Origin of the sequence: Paenibacillus sp. UMB7766-LJ446 (assembly GCF_030226665.1) — a bacterium.
Taxonomy (GTDB): Bacteria; Bacillota; Bacilli; order Paenibacillales; family Paenibacillaceae; genus Paenibacillus; species Paenibacillus vandeheii.
Genome location: NZ_JASOYM010000025.1, coordinates 14,582 through 32,224, shown reverse-complemented (window position 1 = coordinate 32,224; position 17,643 = coordinate 14,582). Strand labels below are relative to the sequence as shown.

Below are 17,643 nucleotides of genomic sequence, written 5' to 3'. Positions count from 1 at the left end.
TCGAAGCTTATTTGTTTCGCTTGCCGCACCGTGTTTCTCGTGTTTTCTTGGCCGGAATTAGAATATACCATGTACAGTTTTTGAATGCAAGCTTTATTTTCATATTTTATAAATTCATTTCCTACATACTCTCTCCACCTATTCCCTCGATTCATCCCCAGTACGACAAGTCATGGACCAAACCTGAAAAACGAGCTTAAATCTAATAGTTTAATTCATCCCGTAGCAGAAACTATCATTCCAACCTCGGAGATTAACAACTCTCTTACATTACACCACTATCTATTATATATAGTAGAATATCTTTCAAACAGCTTATATCCAGCTTGCCGTTAACTAGACCACTTTGTCTGTTCGCCGTACCAGCTCATGAACAATGTTTTATCAACCTGAGCCAGAACTGAATCAAAAACCATCAAATCGTAACTCATATTTGTTTCTCCTTTATATATAGAAGAGACAAAAAAAACGGAAGCCCCGATATCGTATCGAGGCTTCTGCTTCTTCATTTTTTATCATAACGAACCCATGACAAGTAATTAACCTATTTCTATCCGTTAAACTTGTTATTCTCCACCGATGAATACGTACCGGCATATAACAATGATAGCCAATATCCACATAAGCCAATGTATCTTCACTTTGCGCTCCGTAACCAGGTTACTGAATACGGCCAGAATGACATAGGATACAATACCTGCGGAGATCCCGTTCGCAATTCCTCCAGTAAAAGGCATCAATACGATTGTAAGAAAGGCTGGGAAAGCCTGCAGGAAGTCATCCCACTCAATGCTGCGAACCTGGCTCATCATCAAGACACCGACGATGATCAATGCCGGAGCTGTTGCAGCGGACGGAACAACCAGTGCCAGCGGAGCAATAAACAAGGCCAGGATGAACAGAATACCTGTTGTTACAGAAGTCAGACCTGTACGTCCACCAGCTTCGACACCAGAGGCACTTTCAACGAAAGCAGTAATGGTACTCGTACCCAGGGCAGCACCCGCACTTACACCCACAGCATCGACGAGCATTGCTTTACCAATCGTTTTCTCGCCTTTCTTCTTGTCCTTCATAATCCCCATTCGCGTTGCTGTACCAACCATCGTTCCGAATGTATCAAACAACTCTACAAAGGTGAAGATGAAGATGATTTCAAACAATCCAAGACTAATTGCACCTTTTAGATCCAGTTGACCAACCGCCAGATCGCTGAAGTTAGGCAACCAGCTTGCACCGGACAAGCCACTAAGATTCGTAACGCCCATCGGTATACCAATTAACGTTGTGGCAATAATACCGATTAGCAGTGCACCTTTGACGCGCATAACCATCAGTACAGCAATAATGAGTAGTCCGATCAAGGCCAGTAATGCATCATGATGCGTTATAAAATTACCCAAAGACAGATTGAAGCTGCTGCCCGGAATCGGCTGGCTCAGATCCGCATCTGGTGCAACATTGACTGTTACCGCGACCAGATTAGCCAGTTTGAAACCGACAATGGTAATAAAAAGACCAATACCAACTGTGATTGCCATTTTTAATGAATCCGGAACTGCAACGAGCAGCATCTGACGGATCTTGGTCACAGTCAAAATAATAAATACGATACCAGAGATAAATACAGCTCCGAGAGCGGCCTGCCAGGAAATCGCTCCGTTTGAGCTCAAAACCACGGTCATGAAATAAGCATTCAACCCCATGCCTGGTGCAAGGGCGATCGGAATGTTAACGAACAATCCCATGATAATAGTCATCAAACCAGCACCTACGGCTGTTGCAAAAAATACGGCATTATCCGACATTCCGGCTCCAGTTGATCCCAAGAACAGCGTGTTGACAAAAAGAATGTACGCCATTGTCATAAAGGTAGTGAGACCCGCAACAATCTCCGTTCTAACGTTCGTTCCGTTTTCTTTTAATTTAAAGAAACGATCCATAATTCACCAATTCCTCCTTAGAGATGTTGAAGCCATATTGAAAAACGACAAATAACCCTAAGATGAATGCATCACCCAGGGTTTTAGCTGATGAGGAGTGGCACGGTGCCAATACGGAGAACAAAAAAAATTCTAATGTGCGTGGTGTCATGCCCGACGCAATCATGTAGAATTCATGTGCTCAGCCTTCTCCTCTTCGTAGCCAGATCATTAGGGTGATCTCGTAGAGACTCCCGGGCCAATCCCCAGGATTATACGAAGTAGTTATGCGCTATTTGTGTGTTTCCCATCACTATTTTAGGAGGGTTGCATCTAGTTGTCAATGAGAAAAACGAATGTTATTCGCACTCATTAACTAAATCGTTCGTATTATTTAACAAAATGAACCAGTTCAGCGGTTTACAACCCAAATTTAAATGAGGTTTCCGGTGAATTTTTCAAGTATATGTTGATCTTGCCAAAGGGTATTTCCATCATTTGCAATATATCAAAAAGCTACCGCAGTCAAAGGTGGCATGCACACGATGATCCATGGTAGCTTAATAGGTTATTGATAGAATAATTATGTGATGAGGATAATGTATTTGGGTATTCGAAAGATTAGGTATAGAGAGCGGACTGCTCGGTTACGAGTTCATTTTTTTACATGATGGGTCCTATATTCTAAATCTCTGTTTGAACGTCCTGTACCTGCTGTTGTTCCGGATCAGTAGTACCGGTTGTTCCTTTATACAACTCCTGATTCCGGGTCTGATCGGAAGACGAATCTGCTGCCTCTACATTTGCAAATGAAGAATCCCCCGCACCGAGAGCCAAGTCCTGCATACCCGAGCCGCATCCTGCCAGCATCACCATCAGAAATGCACTTCCAATGCCCATCTTCCATTTGCTCATATTGTCGGTTTTACGCATATATTCAATTCTCCTTTCAGTGCCATGTAGCCGTATTATGTACTCAGTGTACAAGCCCCACATGAAAACAAGCTGAAATGAACCTAAAAAAGAAATTAAATATTTAGAGATTCCTCGTTATCGTTATACCACCATCCACTCTCATCCCATATACCTGCTGCCATAATCGCCTGCTTCGCGGCTTTTTGCTGTTTGGCATTTTTCAAATGAACCATCATTCTTACCAAGGATTTACGATGAATCAGGGATTCGATATCCTCAGCGGTAATCTGTTTCATTTGCAGGAGAGCGAGCTCTTTCAGGCTAGTGCGGCTACCTCCTTGCGAGTCCATCCGGGTTTGAGTTCGATTCTTTGTACAACACCAAATGAAAGAAAAAAAAAGAGACCGAAGCTCCTTTGAAGGAAACTCCGATCCCTTGTTATTTCATCTGTGTAGTTAAACTTCTATTCCCACTCAATCGTTGCTGGTGGTTTGGAAGTTACGTCATACACGATACGGTTTACGTTATCCACTTCGTTAACGATCCGCACGGAGATTTTCTCCAGTACGTCCCAAGGGATACGTGCCCAGTCAGCTGTCATACCATCGATGGACGTTACAGCACGGATACCTACAGTATAGGAATACGTACGCGCGTCACCCATTACCCCAACACTCTTCATGTTAGGCAGGGCTGTGAAGTATTGCCAGATTTCGCGGTCAAGACCGGCTTTGATAATTTCTTCTCGCAGGATGTAGTCCGAATCACGAACGATTTTGAGCTTGTCCTCAGTCACTTCGCCCAGTACACGGATAGCCAGACCCGGACCTGGGAACGGCTGACGCCACACGATTGCTTCTGGCAGACCGCACTCTTCGCCGACTTTACGCACTTCGTCTTTGAACAAAGCGCTCAGTGGTTCGATCAGCTTGAAGTTCATGTCCTCAGGCAATCCGCCCACATTGTGGTGGGATTTGATCGTTTGAGCTGTCGCTGTGCCACTTTCCACGATATCCGTGTACAGTGTACCTTGCGCCAGGAATGCAAAATCATCAAACTGCTTGGACTCTTCGTCAAATACGTAAATAAACTCGTTACCGATGATTTTACGTTTTTGTTCCGGATCATCCACGCCTGCCAGTTTGGAGAGGAAACGCTCTTGTGCATCAATTTTGACAACTTTCATGTCGAATTTGCCGACGAACGTCTCCATTACGCTCTCCGCTTCGCCTTTGCGCAGCAGACCATGGTCGATAAACATACATGTCAGTTGGTCACCGATGGCTTTGTGAAGCAATGCAGCCACAACGGAGGAATCCACACCGCCGCTAAGTGCGCACAATACTTTACCGTCGCCCACTTTTTCACGGATATCCTTGATCGTATCTTCGATGAACGTCTCCATGCTCCAGTTGCCTTCGCAACCACAGATTTCGTACAGGAAGTTTTTAATCATTTCATTACCGCGAACAGAGTGGCGCACTTCTGGATGGAACTGAACAGCATACAATTTGCGCTCGTCATTGCTCATCGCAGCGATTGGCGCACTTTCCGTGCCTGCATCCAGTTTGAATCCAGCAGGAAGAGCAACCACGTGGTCACCATGACTCATCCATACCGTATGTTCACCTTCGATACCTTGTGCAAGAGCAGCACCTGGCGCAAACTCGATATCCGCTTTACCGTACTCGCGCTTCTCGGAACGCTCCACTTTACCATCAAGTTGTTGTGCCATGAGCTGCATACCGTAACAAATTCCGAAGATTGGCAAGCCCAGATCATAAATGGCCGGATCTACGTGTGGAGCATTTTCTGCGTAAACGCTAGATGGTCCACCCGAGAACACGATACCCTTTGGTGATAATTCTGCGATTTTCTCCGCTGGTGTGTTATACGGCAAAAGCTCGCTGTATACGCCGAGATCCCGGATTCTTCTGGCGATTAACTGGTTGTATTGTCCCCCAAAGTCAAGGACAACCACTATTTCATTTTGCTTATTCATTACCGTGCCTCCCTCAATTAATGAAACTAATTATACGCAACGACAAAACATACCGTCAAGGAAAGGCGAAACTCCTTTTTTCGACATCTCAAAACATGGTAAATCCAACGTCTGAAATTACGGTATTGGGTCGAATATTTTTACTTTGATTCCATTCATTCCCGATGGGAAATATAAGAAAAGGCTTTATGCACTTTTACCATCATAAAAGAGATCTTCCGCATGAAGCTCATAGTGTATGCCCGCGGAAAGACGCCTCGTTCGCTTATAGGGCGAGAAAGGCGTCTATGTATAGCGGTGCGCTGTACTTCGTGTTACAGCGCCTGCATCCGCCGGGCCAGATGAAGCGCCCGGCGCAGGAAGTCCAGACTGTCCGCACGCAGCGGACGGTCCGGCCCGTACAGCAGCCGTTCCCAGTCGGCTGCAAACCGCGCGATGTCCGCGCCATCCGTGCCTGTGGCCACAGGGGGTGACGCTGCATATTCACGCAGCGTCATTCCCGGCGGCCGCGGGCCGTAGTGGCGCGCGAGCGCGGCCCAGACCGGAGCGGCGGCGCTAAGCAGCCGCTCGCGGTCTGGAAAGCTGCTGCGCGGCCACGCCAGCAGCAGCCTTAGGCGCAGCGCGGGGCGAAGCCGCCGCATGCGCACGGCCCCGGCGGCGCACAGCAGCGCCGCTGCCGCAAGGGCTGCCGCGGGCCATGGGTGCGCGGCAATGGCCCGTGCGCGGGCGAGCAGCCATGCGCCCGCGTGAGCCACCCCGCCGTCTGTCTGCGGCGGGGTTACGGCAACGGGCTGCTGCCCGCTAAGTGCAGCAGCGTCTTGGCCTTCACCCTGAGTCATGGTGAAGCCAGGCGTAGCCTCGAATGGCATCCAGCCCGCGCCGGGGAAATACACTTCAACCCAGGAGTGTGCATCTCCCTGAGTAACGATGTATTGCCCGGAGTCGTCCGGGTCTGCTTCACCCGGTCCAAAACCCTTAACCCAGCGTGCCGGGATGCCCTCTGCACGCAGCAGTACAATCATGGCTGTTGAGAAATGATTGCAATATCCCTGCCGTGTGACGAACAGAAAATCGTCCACAAAATCAGTTCCTCGGGGTGGCATACGGGTATCCAGCGTATATTCGGCGTGTTCGGCTAAGTAATTCTTCACGGCTTGTACAGCATCATAACGGGTATCGCTGCCCCGAATGATTTCCTTGGCAAGAGCCTGTACACGCCCGGGAAGCGACGTCGGCAGTTGCAGATACGTTCTGCGAACAGCGGCTGGATCCTTCATTGTGGACGTCTTCTCCAGAAGGCGTAGTTGTTCAGGTGTAGCCACAGGAATCATCACATCTGCCGTATAACTTTTGACCGGCTGATCGTCATAGGTACCCGCGAGCCATAACGTTGCTGAATCTTCATTCGACAGAAGTAAACGTTTGTTCTTCTGAAGATCACTGTTCTTATCCTGGAACGAAAGATTGAGCGGCGTTCCGCCTGTAAAAAGGGGATTTGGTCCTCGCCATTCTCGCTTCATTGTCACCGTTTGACGAATATGCTGCCAATAGGCTGGATACTCCCAACCATCGGTACGCACCAATCCGGATGGACTTGCCGTCGCAAAGCTTTGCACCGGATCGCTCCAGGTGCTTCCGTTATAATATGAACGGGTCTCGCCCCGCCAATACGTAGCTTCCGGGCTTTTCGCCGTAAAAAAAATCATGTCTCCCTGTACCAAAGGGGCCCCCATTGGTGCATCTGCTGTACTATATCCTGTGACGGCGGTTGCGGCAGGAATACTTCCGTGCTGTGTATAGCCTGCCCAGCGGGCCAGCCGCTCACCCATCTGCTCAAGGGATATCCGTTCCGGCGGAGGAAGGGAAGCAAGCTGACCAGGAATCGCTGAGCAAAGTACCATACCTGCCGACACCGTAAGTGTTACTGTACACCAACGGCCGTAAGGACTGTTCCTAAAGATCGGGGTCGTGACCCCGCCATTAAGACGAAGCAACTGCAGCATGGCCTGAATGAGTAGAATCCACAGCACAGAACGTACTACCGAAGCATATACATCCAGCCCGGCAAAGGATTCAAGCAGCAGCAAATAGACCAATGTTGCACTGCCAAACAGCATCACACTTCGTCGCAGCAGTACAAGCGACTGCACAGAAGCCATTAGCATGCTCCAGCCGCACATCATGAGCAGACCTCTTGTTTCTACACTAATCGAGTGAAAACGCCAAGTACTCAAGAAACTGACCATATCTGCCGAAAAAGTGGCCGGGTATGTCGTTGCCCATCCGGCAGGGTCATTACCTCCATACATGCAGCATAATGCGGCTAGCGCAATACAGAGCCTGATTAGTATTCCCGTGATCCAGCCCGTACGAAGCAACCCCACGAGCAGCAAGACCCCTATTAATCCTGCCATTACGGACAAGAATCGTTCACTGCCCTGCTGACCCGTTGACGTTATAGGATAGATCCACTCCAGGGACAATATAAGCAAAATGGCAGAAATACCAATTCTATAAAGGAGAGGCTCCGAGCTTTGACCATTACTCCTCAGATCTACTCCAGATGTCCTCGTTTCAGCTTTATATATGGATTGCACAGACTCTAATCCTAAACTGGCGGTACGCCCCTTTTCAGCTACTGTGGAATTCGCTTGAAGGTTTCCATTATGCTCCCACATCCGTTACCTCCGCCTTTCTCATTGAAGGTAATGAGCCGTCTGTGATCCAATGGATCTGTACTCCTCTTTGACGAAGCTGTTCCAGACTTTCATTGCCCACGTCACGATGGGTTTGATCGGTCAGTTGAACATCTACCCTGTACCCCAACCCGGTTGCACACATGACCCAGTCCACCAGAGCGTCATCCATTCTTCCGGTGAGAACCACAATTCGTGACCCGATCGCCATTCTATCCAACATCTCTATACGAAGCGACGGAGTTATAGATAGAGTCGTTGAAATTCGTGCCTGTGCCAGTTTGTCCAGTTCATGGCTTTCAGGTGAATACAAAAGTTCTTGTTGCCATTTCTCCTGGTGGGCAGATCCTGACACACCGCCTTCTGTCCACAGCTGATAAGGTATGTTATCCCGTTCAGCGGTATAAATCCAACGGGCTGCTGCACGGACCGCATGTTCAAAAGCAGGCGTATCTCTCTTTTCTGACTGCTTTACTTCATAACCTGATGCACCTTCATACACAAGGATGCCCAGCGAGGCAGAATCTGAGGATTCAGGCAAAAAAGTTTGAAGCCGACCCGTTTTGGCTGTGCTTTTCCAATGAACACGCCCCAGAGGATCTCCTTGCTGGTATTCCCGGAACTCAGGACTTCGATTTCCCTGACTGCTTCTTCGTTCAGACAGCGCATCTTCACCTATGGCTGAGCATTCTCCGGGAGCACTCTCGCCCCATTCCATTGCTTGAGGCACAACAATTAGCGGGGTATGATTCACCGTCTCTGCAGAGGCCGTGTTCCATCCGAAAATATCACCCCAATATAATTCCCCTGATTCCCATCTGTACACACCTCTTCGCAAACCCGATAATTCATATTGATACGTAAACTGGCGACGGGTTCCCGGGAATAGCAATTTACGGTGTACGCCAGCAGGTGTATTCTCACACAGAATGATCCATAACAGTGGAAACGGACAGTCGAATTTCAGTTCCACCGCTACCATCGTTCTTTCACCTGCCACAACCCGATTCGCATGCATTTGCCGCCGAATGTTAATATTGCGCGGACCGAAAAAATGGATACTCAGTGCGCTTACGAGCATCAAGGTCGCGATCATGGACAGAAAAAGCGCAGCTTTGCCGCCATGCCATACATAGAAAGAGGCAAAAGCCACCACCAAGACAGCACCCAACATCCGTTGACCCAGCGCACTCATTGACGCCGTCCCCTTCCCTGTGCCGCCATCTGTACAGGTACAGGGACCGCTGCAAGGACTTCCTGAATTACCTGCGCCTGACCCCAGACTTCCGCTCTGTTCTGGGCCTTTAACTGAACACGGTGGGAAAGGACCGGGACAGCCATCTCTTTCACATCATCGGGAATGACATAGCTGCGACCTTGGAGATAAGCAAACGATTGTGCAGCAGCCATCCAGGCCAATGTTCCGCGCGGGCTAATGCCCAGTCTTACCGACGGATGACTTCTGGAGGCCACGGCGACAGCAACCAAATACTGTTTGACCACTGGGTCAACATGTACATGCTTCACTTCACGCTGCATGGCTACGACTTCTTCAGCAAGCATGACAGGACGAAGTTCATCAAGCAGTTCTCTGCTTTGCATCCTAGTTAACAGTTCTACTTCCTGCTCGGGCTCAGGGTATCCCAGTCCAATCTTCATGATAAATCGATCCAGCTGCGCTTCAGGCAGACGATAGGTGCCCTCAAACTGCAACGGATTTTGTGTCGCCAGCAAAAAGAACGGGCGTGGCAAAGCATAGGTTGTGCCATCCACCGTAATGCGTCGTTCCTCCATCGCTTCCAGTAGTGCAGACTGGGTGCGGGGGGAAGCCCGATTGATTTCATCCGCCAGAACAATATTGGACATGACGGGTCCTGGGCGAAATTTGAATTCTCCCGTATGTGGATGATATATCGACGTACCTGTCACATCCGCCGGCATCACGTCCGACGTGAACTGAATTCGTCCCATAGAGCAATCCAGTGCAGAAGCGACAGCCCGAACCAGCATCGTTTTGCCTGTACCCGGTACATCTTCCAGAAGTACATGCCCTCCACTAAGCATTGCAGTCAGCACATATCGAATTTCTTGTTTCTTGCCAATTATCACACTTTCCACTCGCTTCATAACTCTGTTCAGCAATTCAACGGCATGTTCATGTTCCATTCGGATATAAGACATTTCTCCTGATCTCCTTCCATCCATCGGCATTCCTGAAACATACTAATCTATGATTCAGTGTTGCCCGGAAGTAGAGAGAATAGTCCTGCACGAGCGACTTTATTCAGATCAATTTATCCATATACATGCTGGTGGCCGATGCCAGAGGCACGCTGGCTTTAACAATCCATTCCTTTTCATTCGCCTTCAGTGAATCAATATCTGTTCCCATATGCTCCATTAAATCTCGTAGCGGAACCCAGGTTGTTCCTCCCTGGCTCTGCACAACTGCCTCTGTTGTCCTATCATGGATCAATTTTGCGCTTTTCGTTGTCAGTTCTCCGCTGATGCTGTCTGCATGGATGATTCGGTCTTTCCATATGGCTGTAGCTGTCCGGGTGTCTGCATTCCAGCGAGCGCTGCCGCCGAACTTTTTCATAAAGGTCCGCAAAGGCACCATGATCCGCTGATCTTCCACACGAAACTCTCCTTGCTTCAATGTGGCCGCTTTGAAGCCAATCTCCACCTTCAGTTCCTTGCCTGCCAACCACAGATTGCTGTTCTCCTGTACATGTTCTGCAATCCACTCCGTACCCGGAGCCTTGCGGGAATTGTATTTCCCATTGGAATCGATGCGGAATTGAACAGGCTGATCCGAGGCTTTCATCGTGTCAAAACGAAAACCTTGATCGCGGTAGTACTTGATAATGCCAGGAAGTGCTTTTACCGTCTCAACATGAGCCCCTCCATCATGCATCAACACAATGACCGAACGTGCCCCGCCAGGCAACCTGGTAGCATTGCGCAAAATTTCTTTAGCGGGAACACCCTTGCGTTTGGAATCACCACTGTCAACGTTCCAGTCCATAACGGTGTACCCGCCCAATTTCATCAGATCAAAATAACTCTGGTCAAAATGTCCATAGGTACCGCCTGGTGCCCGTACCAGATTCGGACGCAATCCGGTAATTCGATTTACGACTTCCTCTGTTTGTTTGATCTGCTTCCAGAACACTTTGAAATCACTGTACAGCTGTTCATAATTATGATTAAACGTATGATTGCCCAACGCATGTCCATCTTCCACAACCGCACGGATCATCTCAGGATAACGTTCTGCCTGCTCACCAAGCACAAAGAATGTAGCCAGAACCTGCTCCTTGCGCAAAATATCCAATACTTCACGGGTATGGTTACCCGGTCCATCGTCAAAACTCAAATAGACTACTTTGTCTTGGGAATTCTCTTCTTTGGAGGCGGGCGCAGCAGAGCCCGAAGCAGAAGATGCGTAAGTTGTGCCTGCATATGCAGCAAATACACTTAGCAGTACCACAATGCGAAGAACAAGCACAGACCATTTTCCAGATAAAAATGTATGTATTGGTGTTACCATGAACGAATCAACCTCCAACGTCTCTAGTGAATTTGCTGATAGACTTCAGCAGATTTGTTAGAATTATATGGAGGACGCGCTGAAAAAAGACGCGATTTTGTTTTATAATTTTTCACAATTCGGGATGGCTCGTGATTGATTCTTCGCTTCGGATTAGGTAGCATAATGGACAGGTAGGATCATGAACAAAACTCCTTGGAGAGTAAGTATCTCCTCCCACCCTGTCTGCAGGAGAGTGAAGTCTATTGGAATGGCTTGAGAAGGTCCAGCATCTGTTTGGATCCTACGGATACAGCGTTTTATTTTTTGGCTTATTGCTTGAATTCATTGCCCTTCCCTTCCCGGGAGAAACGACCATGGCTTATGCAGGGTTTCTGTCCTACAAGGGTCATCTGGACTTTGGAATACTTGCAATTCTCGCTTTCTTGGGAACGACGATTGGCATGACGATCACTTATTTTATTGGTGCCAAAGCAGGTCTGCCGTTTATTACGCGTTATGGAAAATGGTTTCTAATGAAACCGGACAAGCTGGATAAAACGCAAAAGTGGTTTGCCAAGTACGGCAATGCCCTGATCTTCATCGGTTATTTCATTCCGGGAGTGCGACATTTCACCGGATATTTCGCGGGTATAGCCGCCGTTCCCTTTCGCAAATTCGCTCTCTACGCCTATTCAGGCGCATTGTTCTGGGTGTTGCTGTTTCTGGGAATAGGTAAATTATTCGGTCCCCAATGGAACGCGGTGTTCCAGCTTGCCCATCAATATACAGCTTACATTGTCGCAGGTATTGGACTGCTGTTAATTGCAGCCTTACTTTACCGTTATCGAAAAGCGTGGGCAGCCCGATCGCTGCGCAAGCCTGCTGCTGTTCGGCAAAGACAAAAGTAAACGGTGAGGGTGCCAAACCTCCGGGTTAACTCTCTGTTATTAGCAAGGAGCTGCATGTGCGGCTCCTATTTTTCATGTTCTTTTGGTTGTGCGTCTAATCTTAAAAGCTTCACGTGCCCTTAGCCATCCATAAGCGGTAAGCAAAAAAGCAATTGCTGCGAAACCCAAACCTCCTGCGAAACCAAGCTTACGGGGCTCAACCACTTCCAATAATAAACCCGCACCAAACATGGATAACCCCAGCATGCTACTACTGCACGCTGTCACCAAACCATAGATGAGTCCTCGGTATTTCCCCGGTGTTTCTCCCATCAACAATGTATCCAGACAAGCATTACCTACCCCCGACATAAGGGCCAGCAGAATATAGATCAGAACTGCGATCACAGGCAGAGTCGCGATACTAAGCAGCATAAGTAGCCCCCCTTCTACGAGTAGACACATGACTACTCCCGGGAGTAACCATTGCTGAAAATAACGAGCGCACCAGTTGCTTAATACCAGCCCTATACCTAGCGCCGCATAGAACAGACCTACACCCCAATCCCCAAGGCCAAACACTTCAATGGCATATACGCTAATCAATACATTGTCGATCCCATTTATGACCGGTACCCACAACTCGAACAGGATGATGATCTGTAATGCTACAGAGGACCGAACCAACCGCCATATAACCAAGAAAATAGGCGCTGCAATGGAGTTACGAGCGATCACAGAATTTCCAGAAACAGCACCTCCAGAACCATCTCCCCTTCCAGAAGTACTCTCACGTGGTTCAGTCTCAACCATAGACGGAAATAAGACGTTGCGTATTAAACCTGCTGCTATTAGAAAGCATAAGGCATTCGTAATAAACGCAGCCTGTGGACCAATCACGGAAGATGTGATTCCCCCAAGAAAGGCACCTACTATCAGCACGGTACCGTTCATTACCTGTTCAAGTCCGTTAATTTTGAGCAAATGCTCAGGTTGAACAAGCAACGGTATTCCTGATTTACGGACAGGCGCATAGAGAGCCTCACCACACGCTAGTAAAGTACTCGCTGTATATAGAATCCACATATCATCTGCACTGTTCACGAGCAGATAACTCAGAGCAAGAGGCACCCTTATCAGATTAGTAAGCAGCATAATCTTTCGCCGTGAAAAGCGCATGGTTAACATGCCTCCTGCCGGGGCGAGCAGCAGAAATGGAAGCACACGCAGACCAAGAGCTAGTCCTATGGCAAGTCCAGATCCTGTTGTACTGAGAATTAGCGAAAGCATGGCGACCTGACAGAAACGGTCACCTATGCCGTTCACTAATCCCGCGACATAGAACTTGCGGTACTCCGATTCTTTTTGTAGCAGAAGTAATACGGAAGATCTGAACAACATGAACAATCCTCTTCTCTAAAATTAGATTTATATCTAATTAGATATTATGCTAATAAGAAAGGATTGACAATGTTCTTTTTTATTCTGCGGGATAATCAATAACACATTTGTGATAATCCTGATTCATCCAGGTCATACTAATTTGCAAATATAGGGTGTATAAGGGGTGAAGGAATGAGTACAGCATCGCAGAGCAGTCAGGATCAGACGATATCTCCGAATCTTACGGATAATATAGATTACTGCAACCGAGTGATGGGGAATAGCAAAGACTTGATGGTTCGCCCACTGCATTGTTTGCAAAAATGGCCTTCTGTCATGTTGTACATCGATGGAATGGTGGATGTGCAGATTATCAATCGTTCCATCCTGGAATCCTTGTTACAAACCCGTGAGATACCTGAGTTTTCGGAGGATAATGAGCATCTGGTCTATCTCCAGAATGACGTGCTAGCGGCCAGCAACGTGTTATTAATTGATGAGATGAAAGACATTCTTGATGCCCTTCTGGCGGGCTTTGCCGTTGTGCTCCTAGAAGGCTCCACTCGGGGCCTGAAAATTGCAGCAGCAGGCTGGGAAGACCGTCCCGTCGGTGAACCGATCTCCCAGACCGTTGTTCGAGGGCCCATGGAAGGCTTCAATGAAAACTTACGTACAAATACAGGCTTAATTCGCAAACGAATTCGAGACCCCCATCTGTGGATTGAGGAAAGGGAGCTTGGCCGAGTCACGAACACCAGGGTAGCAGTGGTATATCTGGAGCATATCGTTGATCAAGAGGTTGTAAAAGAACTGCGGCGCAGACTGGATGAGATTGATATTGACGCTATTCTGGAAAGCGGATATATCGAGGAACTCATACAGGACAAAACAGGTACGATCTTCCCTACGGTTTATAACAGTGAGCGACCAGACAGCGTATGTGCTGCACTGCTTGAAGGTCGGGTAGCGATCATTATAGACGGAACTCCTTTCGTACTACATGTCCCTGCCCTGTTTGTTCATTTCTTTCAGTCTCCCGAAGACTACTACCAACGTGCCGACATCAGTTCGTTGATTCGACTAATCCGTTATCTGGCTTTCTTTATCGCGCTGCTCGCTCCATCCTTTTATATTGCTATCACTACCTTTCACCAGGAAATGCTGCCTACCAACCTGCTCATTAGTCTGGCAGCTCAGCGTGAAGGTGTTCCATTCCCGGCATTCATTGAAGCCATCTTAATGGAGCTGACCTATGAAATTTTGCGGGAAGCCGGTATCCGGATTCCGAAGACTGTCGGTCAGGCCGTTTCCATTGTGGGTACCCTTGTTATTGGTCAGGCCGCAGTAGATGCGGGCGTTGTATCGGCTGCCATGGTTATTATCGTATCCATTACAGCGATATCCAGTTATGTTATTCCGGAAAATGGACTTTCCATCTCTGTACGGATTCTGCGTTTTGTCCTGATGATTCTAGCTGCGGCCTTTGGTTTCTACGGGATTCTGATGGTTCTGCTGATTACGGTAACCCATCTATGCAGTTTAAGATCCTTTGGTGTGTCTTACATGTCCCCGTTTGCACCTTATATCGGGAAAGACCTCAAAGATACCATTTTCCGCGTGCCTTGGTCCCGGATGAAAACCCGTCCGATCTCTACCGGAACTCCGAACGTAACCAGACAGGCAAACAAAAAAACGAAGCGATAATCGGTAAGGAGAACGTGTATGAACAAATGTCTACAATTGATTCTATCTTTTGCCGTTCTGCTCCCTCTCCTTACCGGATGCTGGGATCGACAGGAACTCAATGAACTTGGCATCATGCTGGGTCTTGGTGTGGACAAGGATGGAGACATGATCAAGGTGAGTGCCCAGGTTGTCGTTCCCAATGAAGTATCCTCCAAGTCAGGGGGTGGTAAAGGAACGCCAGTGACTCAGTATCAGGCTTCTGCCCCTACACTGTTTGAAGCCATTCAAAAGTTAACACAATCAAGCCCACGCCGCATTTTCATGGCGCATATCCGTGTGATGGTCATTGGTGAAGAGTATGCACGGAAAGTCGGGATTTACGACATTACTGAAGCATTAATGCGTGAACCTACCGTCCGTCCTGATTATTACGTCATGGTTGCACGTAACACAACAGCCTCCAAAGTACTTGACGTGCTAACACCACTTGAGAACTTACCTGCAGAAAAGATGTTTAATTCACTGGATGTATCCACCAAGACCTGGTCACCCACTACCACCGTAACCGGGGATCAATTAATGGAATATATCCTTTCTCCCGGAATACAGCCGGTAATCACAGGGGTTGAGGTTGTTGGTAAAGCGGACAAAAGTGGTAGTCAAGCTAATATTGCGACAATCAAGGCTCCCGCAAGCTTAAATTCAACCGGATTGTCCGTATTCAAGGGAGACAAATTGGTGGGTTGGCTAACAGAAGATGAATCCAAGGGATATAACTATATTCGAAACAATGTGGTATCCACGATCGGTCATCTTCCTTGTCGAAAGGATGGTTATGTGACCTTTAAAACACTTCGAACAACAACCAAACGCAAAGCAAAAGTCGTTGCGGGACACCCTGTAATCGACATTAAGATAAAAAATGTATCATCTATTGGTGCAGTGGAATGCGGAATTAAAATTGGTTCAATGAAAGTCCTCAAGGAACTGGAACGAGACAGTGAGGAACGACTTAAAGATCTGATGCAAGAATCCATTAAATCGGTACAGCGCAAATTTCATGTCGATATATTCGGGTTTGGGCAAGAGGTTTATCACTCGGATCCCAAGTTTTTTAAAAAGGTGGAAAAGGATTGGGACGACTATCTCGAAAATCTGGATGTTCATTACGATATCAATGTGCAAATCAAACGTGTAGGCACACTGGATGATTCGTTCAAAGATCAAATTAGGGAGTGAGACAGGGTGCTACTTACACTTAGTGTCATTGTGACTGCAGGGCTCATTGGGTGGTTCGATCTGCCTAGACTCATCCGTCGTAAGGAATGGAAAGAAACTATTGTGTACAGTGCCTTGCTGCTCTTGGCTACCTTCCTCAGTGTATTTGCGGTCAATTTGTGGGAATTTCCCAGTCCGCTTTATCTCATCATATGGATCTATGAACCGGTAAATCAATTTTTAGCACACTTGACTGGAACTTAGGAAAAAAAGGAGGTGGACATTATGCTTGAACAGGGCCGCATCGGAACAAGACAATTGTCCACCCTTATATTCATGATGGTGGTCGGGGATATGATGCTAATCTATCCTTCGGTTATCACTTCCTATGCCAAACAGGATTCCTGGATATGTGCTCTTATCGGGGTTCCACTCGGAATGCTGCTCATGCTAATGTACTTAAAGTTATGCAGCTTGTATCCAGAGAAAAATCTGATACAGATTCTGCGCAGTATCCTGGGATTTTGGCCAGGTTCTTTAATTTCCGTATTTTACCTTTTCTTTTTTTGCCATAGGGGCTTCAACCCATACCAGAGAAGTCGGAGACTTCATCACGTCTCAAATTTTTCAATATACTCCGATTCGAGTCATCATTCTGATGTTTGTCATCACCTTGGGCTGGGGCCTGTATCATGGCTTAGAAACAATAGGACGCAGCAGTGAATTACTGATGCCTATCCTGATCGTATTTATTTTTGTACTTGCACTCTCTCTGCTGCCCCAGATTGATCCCAGCAATTTGAAACCTTTGAAGGACACTAGCATCGTTCCCATCCTTCAGGGAACTCTCGTGAGTATCATATATCCGATAGGTGAACTGATTCCCATTATGATGGTTCTTCCTTACACAATAAAACAGGCGCACCAGACCCGGGACGTACTTTTGTCTGCAGGAGCTGGAAACCTATTGCTTGCGATCCTGGTTACCATCTCCTTGCTCGTTCTAGGCGCTTTCCTTACACAGCATAATATTTATGCTTCGTTTGTTCTATCTCAGAAGATTAATATCGGTGGTTTCTTTGAACGGATCGAAGCCATTATGGCTTCTTCCTGGCTAATCTCCACGTATGTCAAATCAATAGTGTATTTGTATGCATTTATTGTTGGATGTGCCGAATTATTCAGGCTCAAGCAGTATCGCATGCTTATCTTGCCAACATCCTTGTTAATATTTGCCCTTGCCAATTTGGTCTCGCCCAATTTGACTTTCATTGTCATTACCGTCGTTCCATACTGGGTAGATTGGGACACCACATTATGTATTATTTTTCCTGGATTGTTATTGTTGGTGCATACGTTCAAAAAAGGATGGAAATCAAAGTCTTCCGGATAACAAAAT

16 protein-coding genes and 1 riboswitch are annotated in these 17,643 nt (G+C 47.4%); of the genes, 7 read left to right on the top strand and 9 right to left on the bottom strand.

The window, feature by feature from the left end:
- Nucleotides 1-200: hypothetical protein (locus tag QP794_RS32565; RefSeq protein WP_285080773.1), on the top strand; the 200-nt coding region annotated here is incomplete at its 5' end.
- A 366-nt stretch (nucleotides 201-566) separates the two neighbouring features.
- Here QP794_RS32565 and QP794_RS32560 read toward each other — a convergent pair.
- The 8 genes from QP794_RS32560 to QP794_RS32525 all read right to left on the bottom strand — a co-directional run bounded on the left by QP794_RS32560 (nucleotide 567) and on the right by QP794_RS32525 (nucleotide 11,088).
- Nucleotides 567-1,943: an NCS2 family permease gene (locus QP794_RS32560; protein ID WP_079345119.1), complete on the bottom strand. Its 1,377-nt coding sequence runs from the start codon at nucleotides 1,941-1,943 to the stop codon at nucleotides 567-569.
- A 179-nt stretch (nucleotides 1,944-2,122) separates the two neighbouring features.
- Nucleotides 2,123-2,222: riboswitch (purine riboswitch) on the bottom strand.
- 384 nt (nucleotides 2,223-2,606) lie between these two features.
- Nucleotides 2,607-2,855: a hypothetical protein gene (locus tag QP794_RS32555; RefSeq protein ID WP_285080772.1), complete on the bottom strand. Its 249-nt coding sequence runs from the start codon at nucleotides 2,853-2,855 to the stop codon at nucleotides 2,607-2,609.
- 95 nt (nucleotides 2,856-2,950) lie between these two features.
- Nucleotides 2,951-3,187: a hypothetical protein gene (locus QP794_RS32550; protein ID WP_285080771.1), complete on the bottom strand. Its 237-nt coding sequence runs from the start codon at nucleotides 3,185-3,187 to the stop codon at nucleotides 2,951-2,953.
- Nucleotides 3,188-3,300: 113 nt separating this feature from the next.
- Entirely contained in the window at nucleotides 3,301-4,839 is a 1,539-nt protein-coding gene (gene guaA / locus QP794_RS32545; protein WP_024630777.1) for a glutamine-hydrolyzing GMP synthase, read from the bottom strand.
- Between the two features lie 314 nt (nucleotides 4,840-5,153).
- On the bottom strand, nucleotides 5,154-7,517 hold the full coding sequence (locus QP794_RS32540) for a DUF4129 domain-containing transglutaminase family protein (protein ID WP_285080770.1): 2,364 nt from the start codon (nucleotides 7,515-7,517) through the stop codon (nucleotides 5,154-5,156).
- Entirely contained in the window at nucleotides 7,504-8,730 is a 1,227-nt protein-coding gene (locus QP794_RS32535; RefSeq protein ID WP_285080769.1) for a DUF58 domain-containing protein, read from the bottom strand. The genes QP794_RS32540 and QP794_RS32535 overlap by 14 nt, the downstream gene beginning before the upstream one ends.
- Nucleotides 8,727-9,701 carry an AAA family ATPase gene (locus tag QP794_RS32530; RefSeq protein ID WP_285080768.1) on the bottom strand — a complete coding sequence of 325 codons (975 nt, stop codon included), beginning with the start codon at nucleotides 9,699-9,701 and terminating at the stop codon, nucleotides 8,727-8,729. Before QP794_RS32530 ends, QP794_RS32535 begins: the two co-directional genes overlap by 4 nt.
- A 118-nt stretch (nucleotides 9,702-9,819) precedes the next feature.
- Nucleotides 9,820-11,088 carry a polysaccharide deacetylase gene (locus tag QP794_RS32525; RefSeq protein WP_285080767.1) on the bottom strand — a complete coding sequence of 423 codons (1,269 nt, stop codon included), beginning with the start codon at nucleotides 11,086-11,088 and terminating at the stop codon, nucleotides 9,820-9,822.
- Nucleotides 11,089-11,333: 245 nt separating this feature from the next.
- Here QP794_RS32525 and QP794_RS32520 point away from each other — a divergent pair, with 245 nt between their 5' ends.
- The gene (locus QP794_RS32520; protein ID WP_285080766.1) at nucleotides 11,334-11,978 is read left to right on the top strand and encodes a DedA family protein; all 645 of its coding nucleotides are present in this window, start codon (nucleotides 11,334-11,336) and stop codon (nucleotides 11,976-11,978) included.
- A gap of 72 nt (nucleotides 11,979-12,050) precedes the next feature.
- Here the strand turns inward: QP794_RS32520 and QP794_RS32515 are convergent, their stop codons facing one another.
- The gene (locus QP794_RS32515) at nucleotides 12,051-13,358 is read right to left on the bottom strand and encodes an MFS transporter (protein ID WP_285080765.1); all 1,308 of its coding nucleotides are present in this window, start codon (nucleotides 13,356-13,358) and stop codon (nucleotides 12,051-12,053) included.
- 174 nt (nucleotides 13,359-13,532) lie between these two features.
- Here QP794_RS32515 and QP794_RS32510 point away from each other — a divergent pair, with 174 nt between their 5' ends.
- Genes QP794_RS32510 through QP794_RS32490 form a run of 5 tightly spaced genes read left to right on the top strand, consistent with a single transcriptional unit; the run spans nucleotide 13,533 to nucleotide 17,637 of the window.
- Complete coding sequence (locus QP794_RS32510) at nucleotides 13,533-15,044, top strand: spore germination protein (RefSeq protein ID WP_285080764.1); 1,512 nt, start codon at nucleotides 13,533-13,535, stop codon at nucleotides 15,042-15,044.
- Between the two features lie 18 nt (nucleotides 15,045-15,062).
- Nucleotides 15,063-16,265: a Ger(x)C family spore germination protein gene (locus QP794_RS32505; RefSeq protein ID WP_285080763.1), complete on the top strand. Its 1,203-nt coding sequence runs from the start codon at nucleotides 15,063-15,065 to the stop codon at nucleotides 16,263-16,265.
- Nucleotides 16,266-16,271: 6 nt separating this feature from the next.
- On the top strand, nucleotides 16,272-16,508 hold the full coding sequence (locus tag QP794_RS32500) for a hypothetical protein (RefSeq protein WP_285080762.1): 237 nt from the start codon (nucleotides 16,272-16,274) through the stop codon (nucleotides 16,506-16,508).
- 21 nt (nucleotides 16,509-16,529) lie between these two features.
- Nucleotides 16,530-16,967 (top strand): GerAB/ArcD/ProY family transporter, encoded by a 438-nt coding sequence (locus tag QP794_RS32495; RefSeq protein WP_350338910.1) that lies wholly within the window; start codon nucleotides 16,530-16,532, stop codon nucleotides 16,965-16,967.
- The gene (locus tag QP794_RS32490; protein WP_285080774.1) at nucleotides 16,855-17,637 is read left to right on the top strand and encodes a GerAB/ArcD/ProY family transporter; all 783 of its coding nucleotides are present in this window, start codon (nucleotides 16,855-16,857) and stop codon (nucleotides 17,635-17,637) included. The genes QP794_RS32495 and QP794_RS32490 overlap by 113 nt, the downstream gene beginning before the upstream one ends.
- The last annotated feature ends 6 nt before the right edge of the window (nucleotides 17,638-17,643 follow it).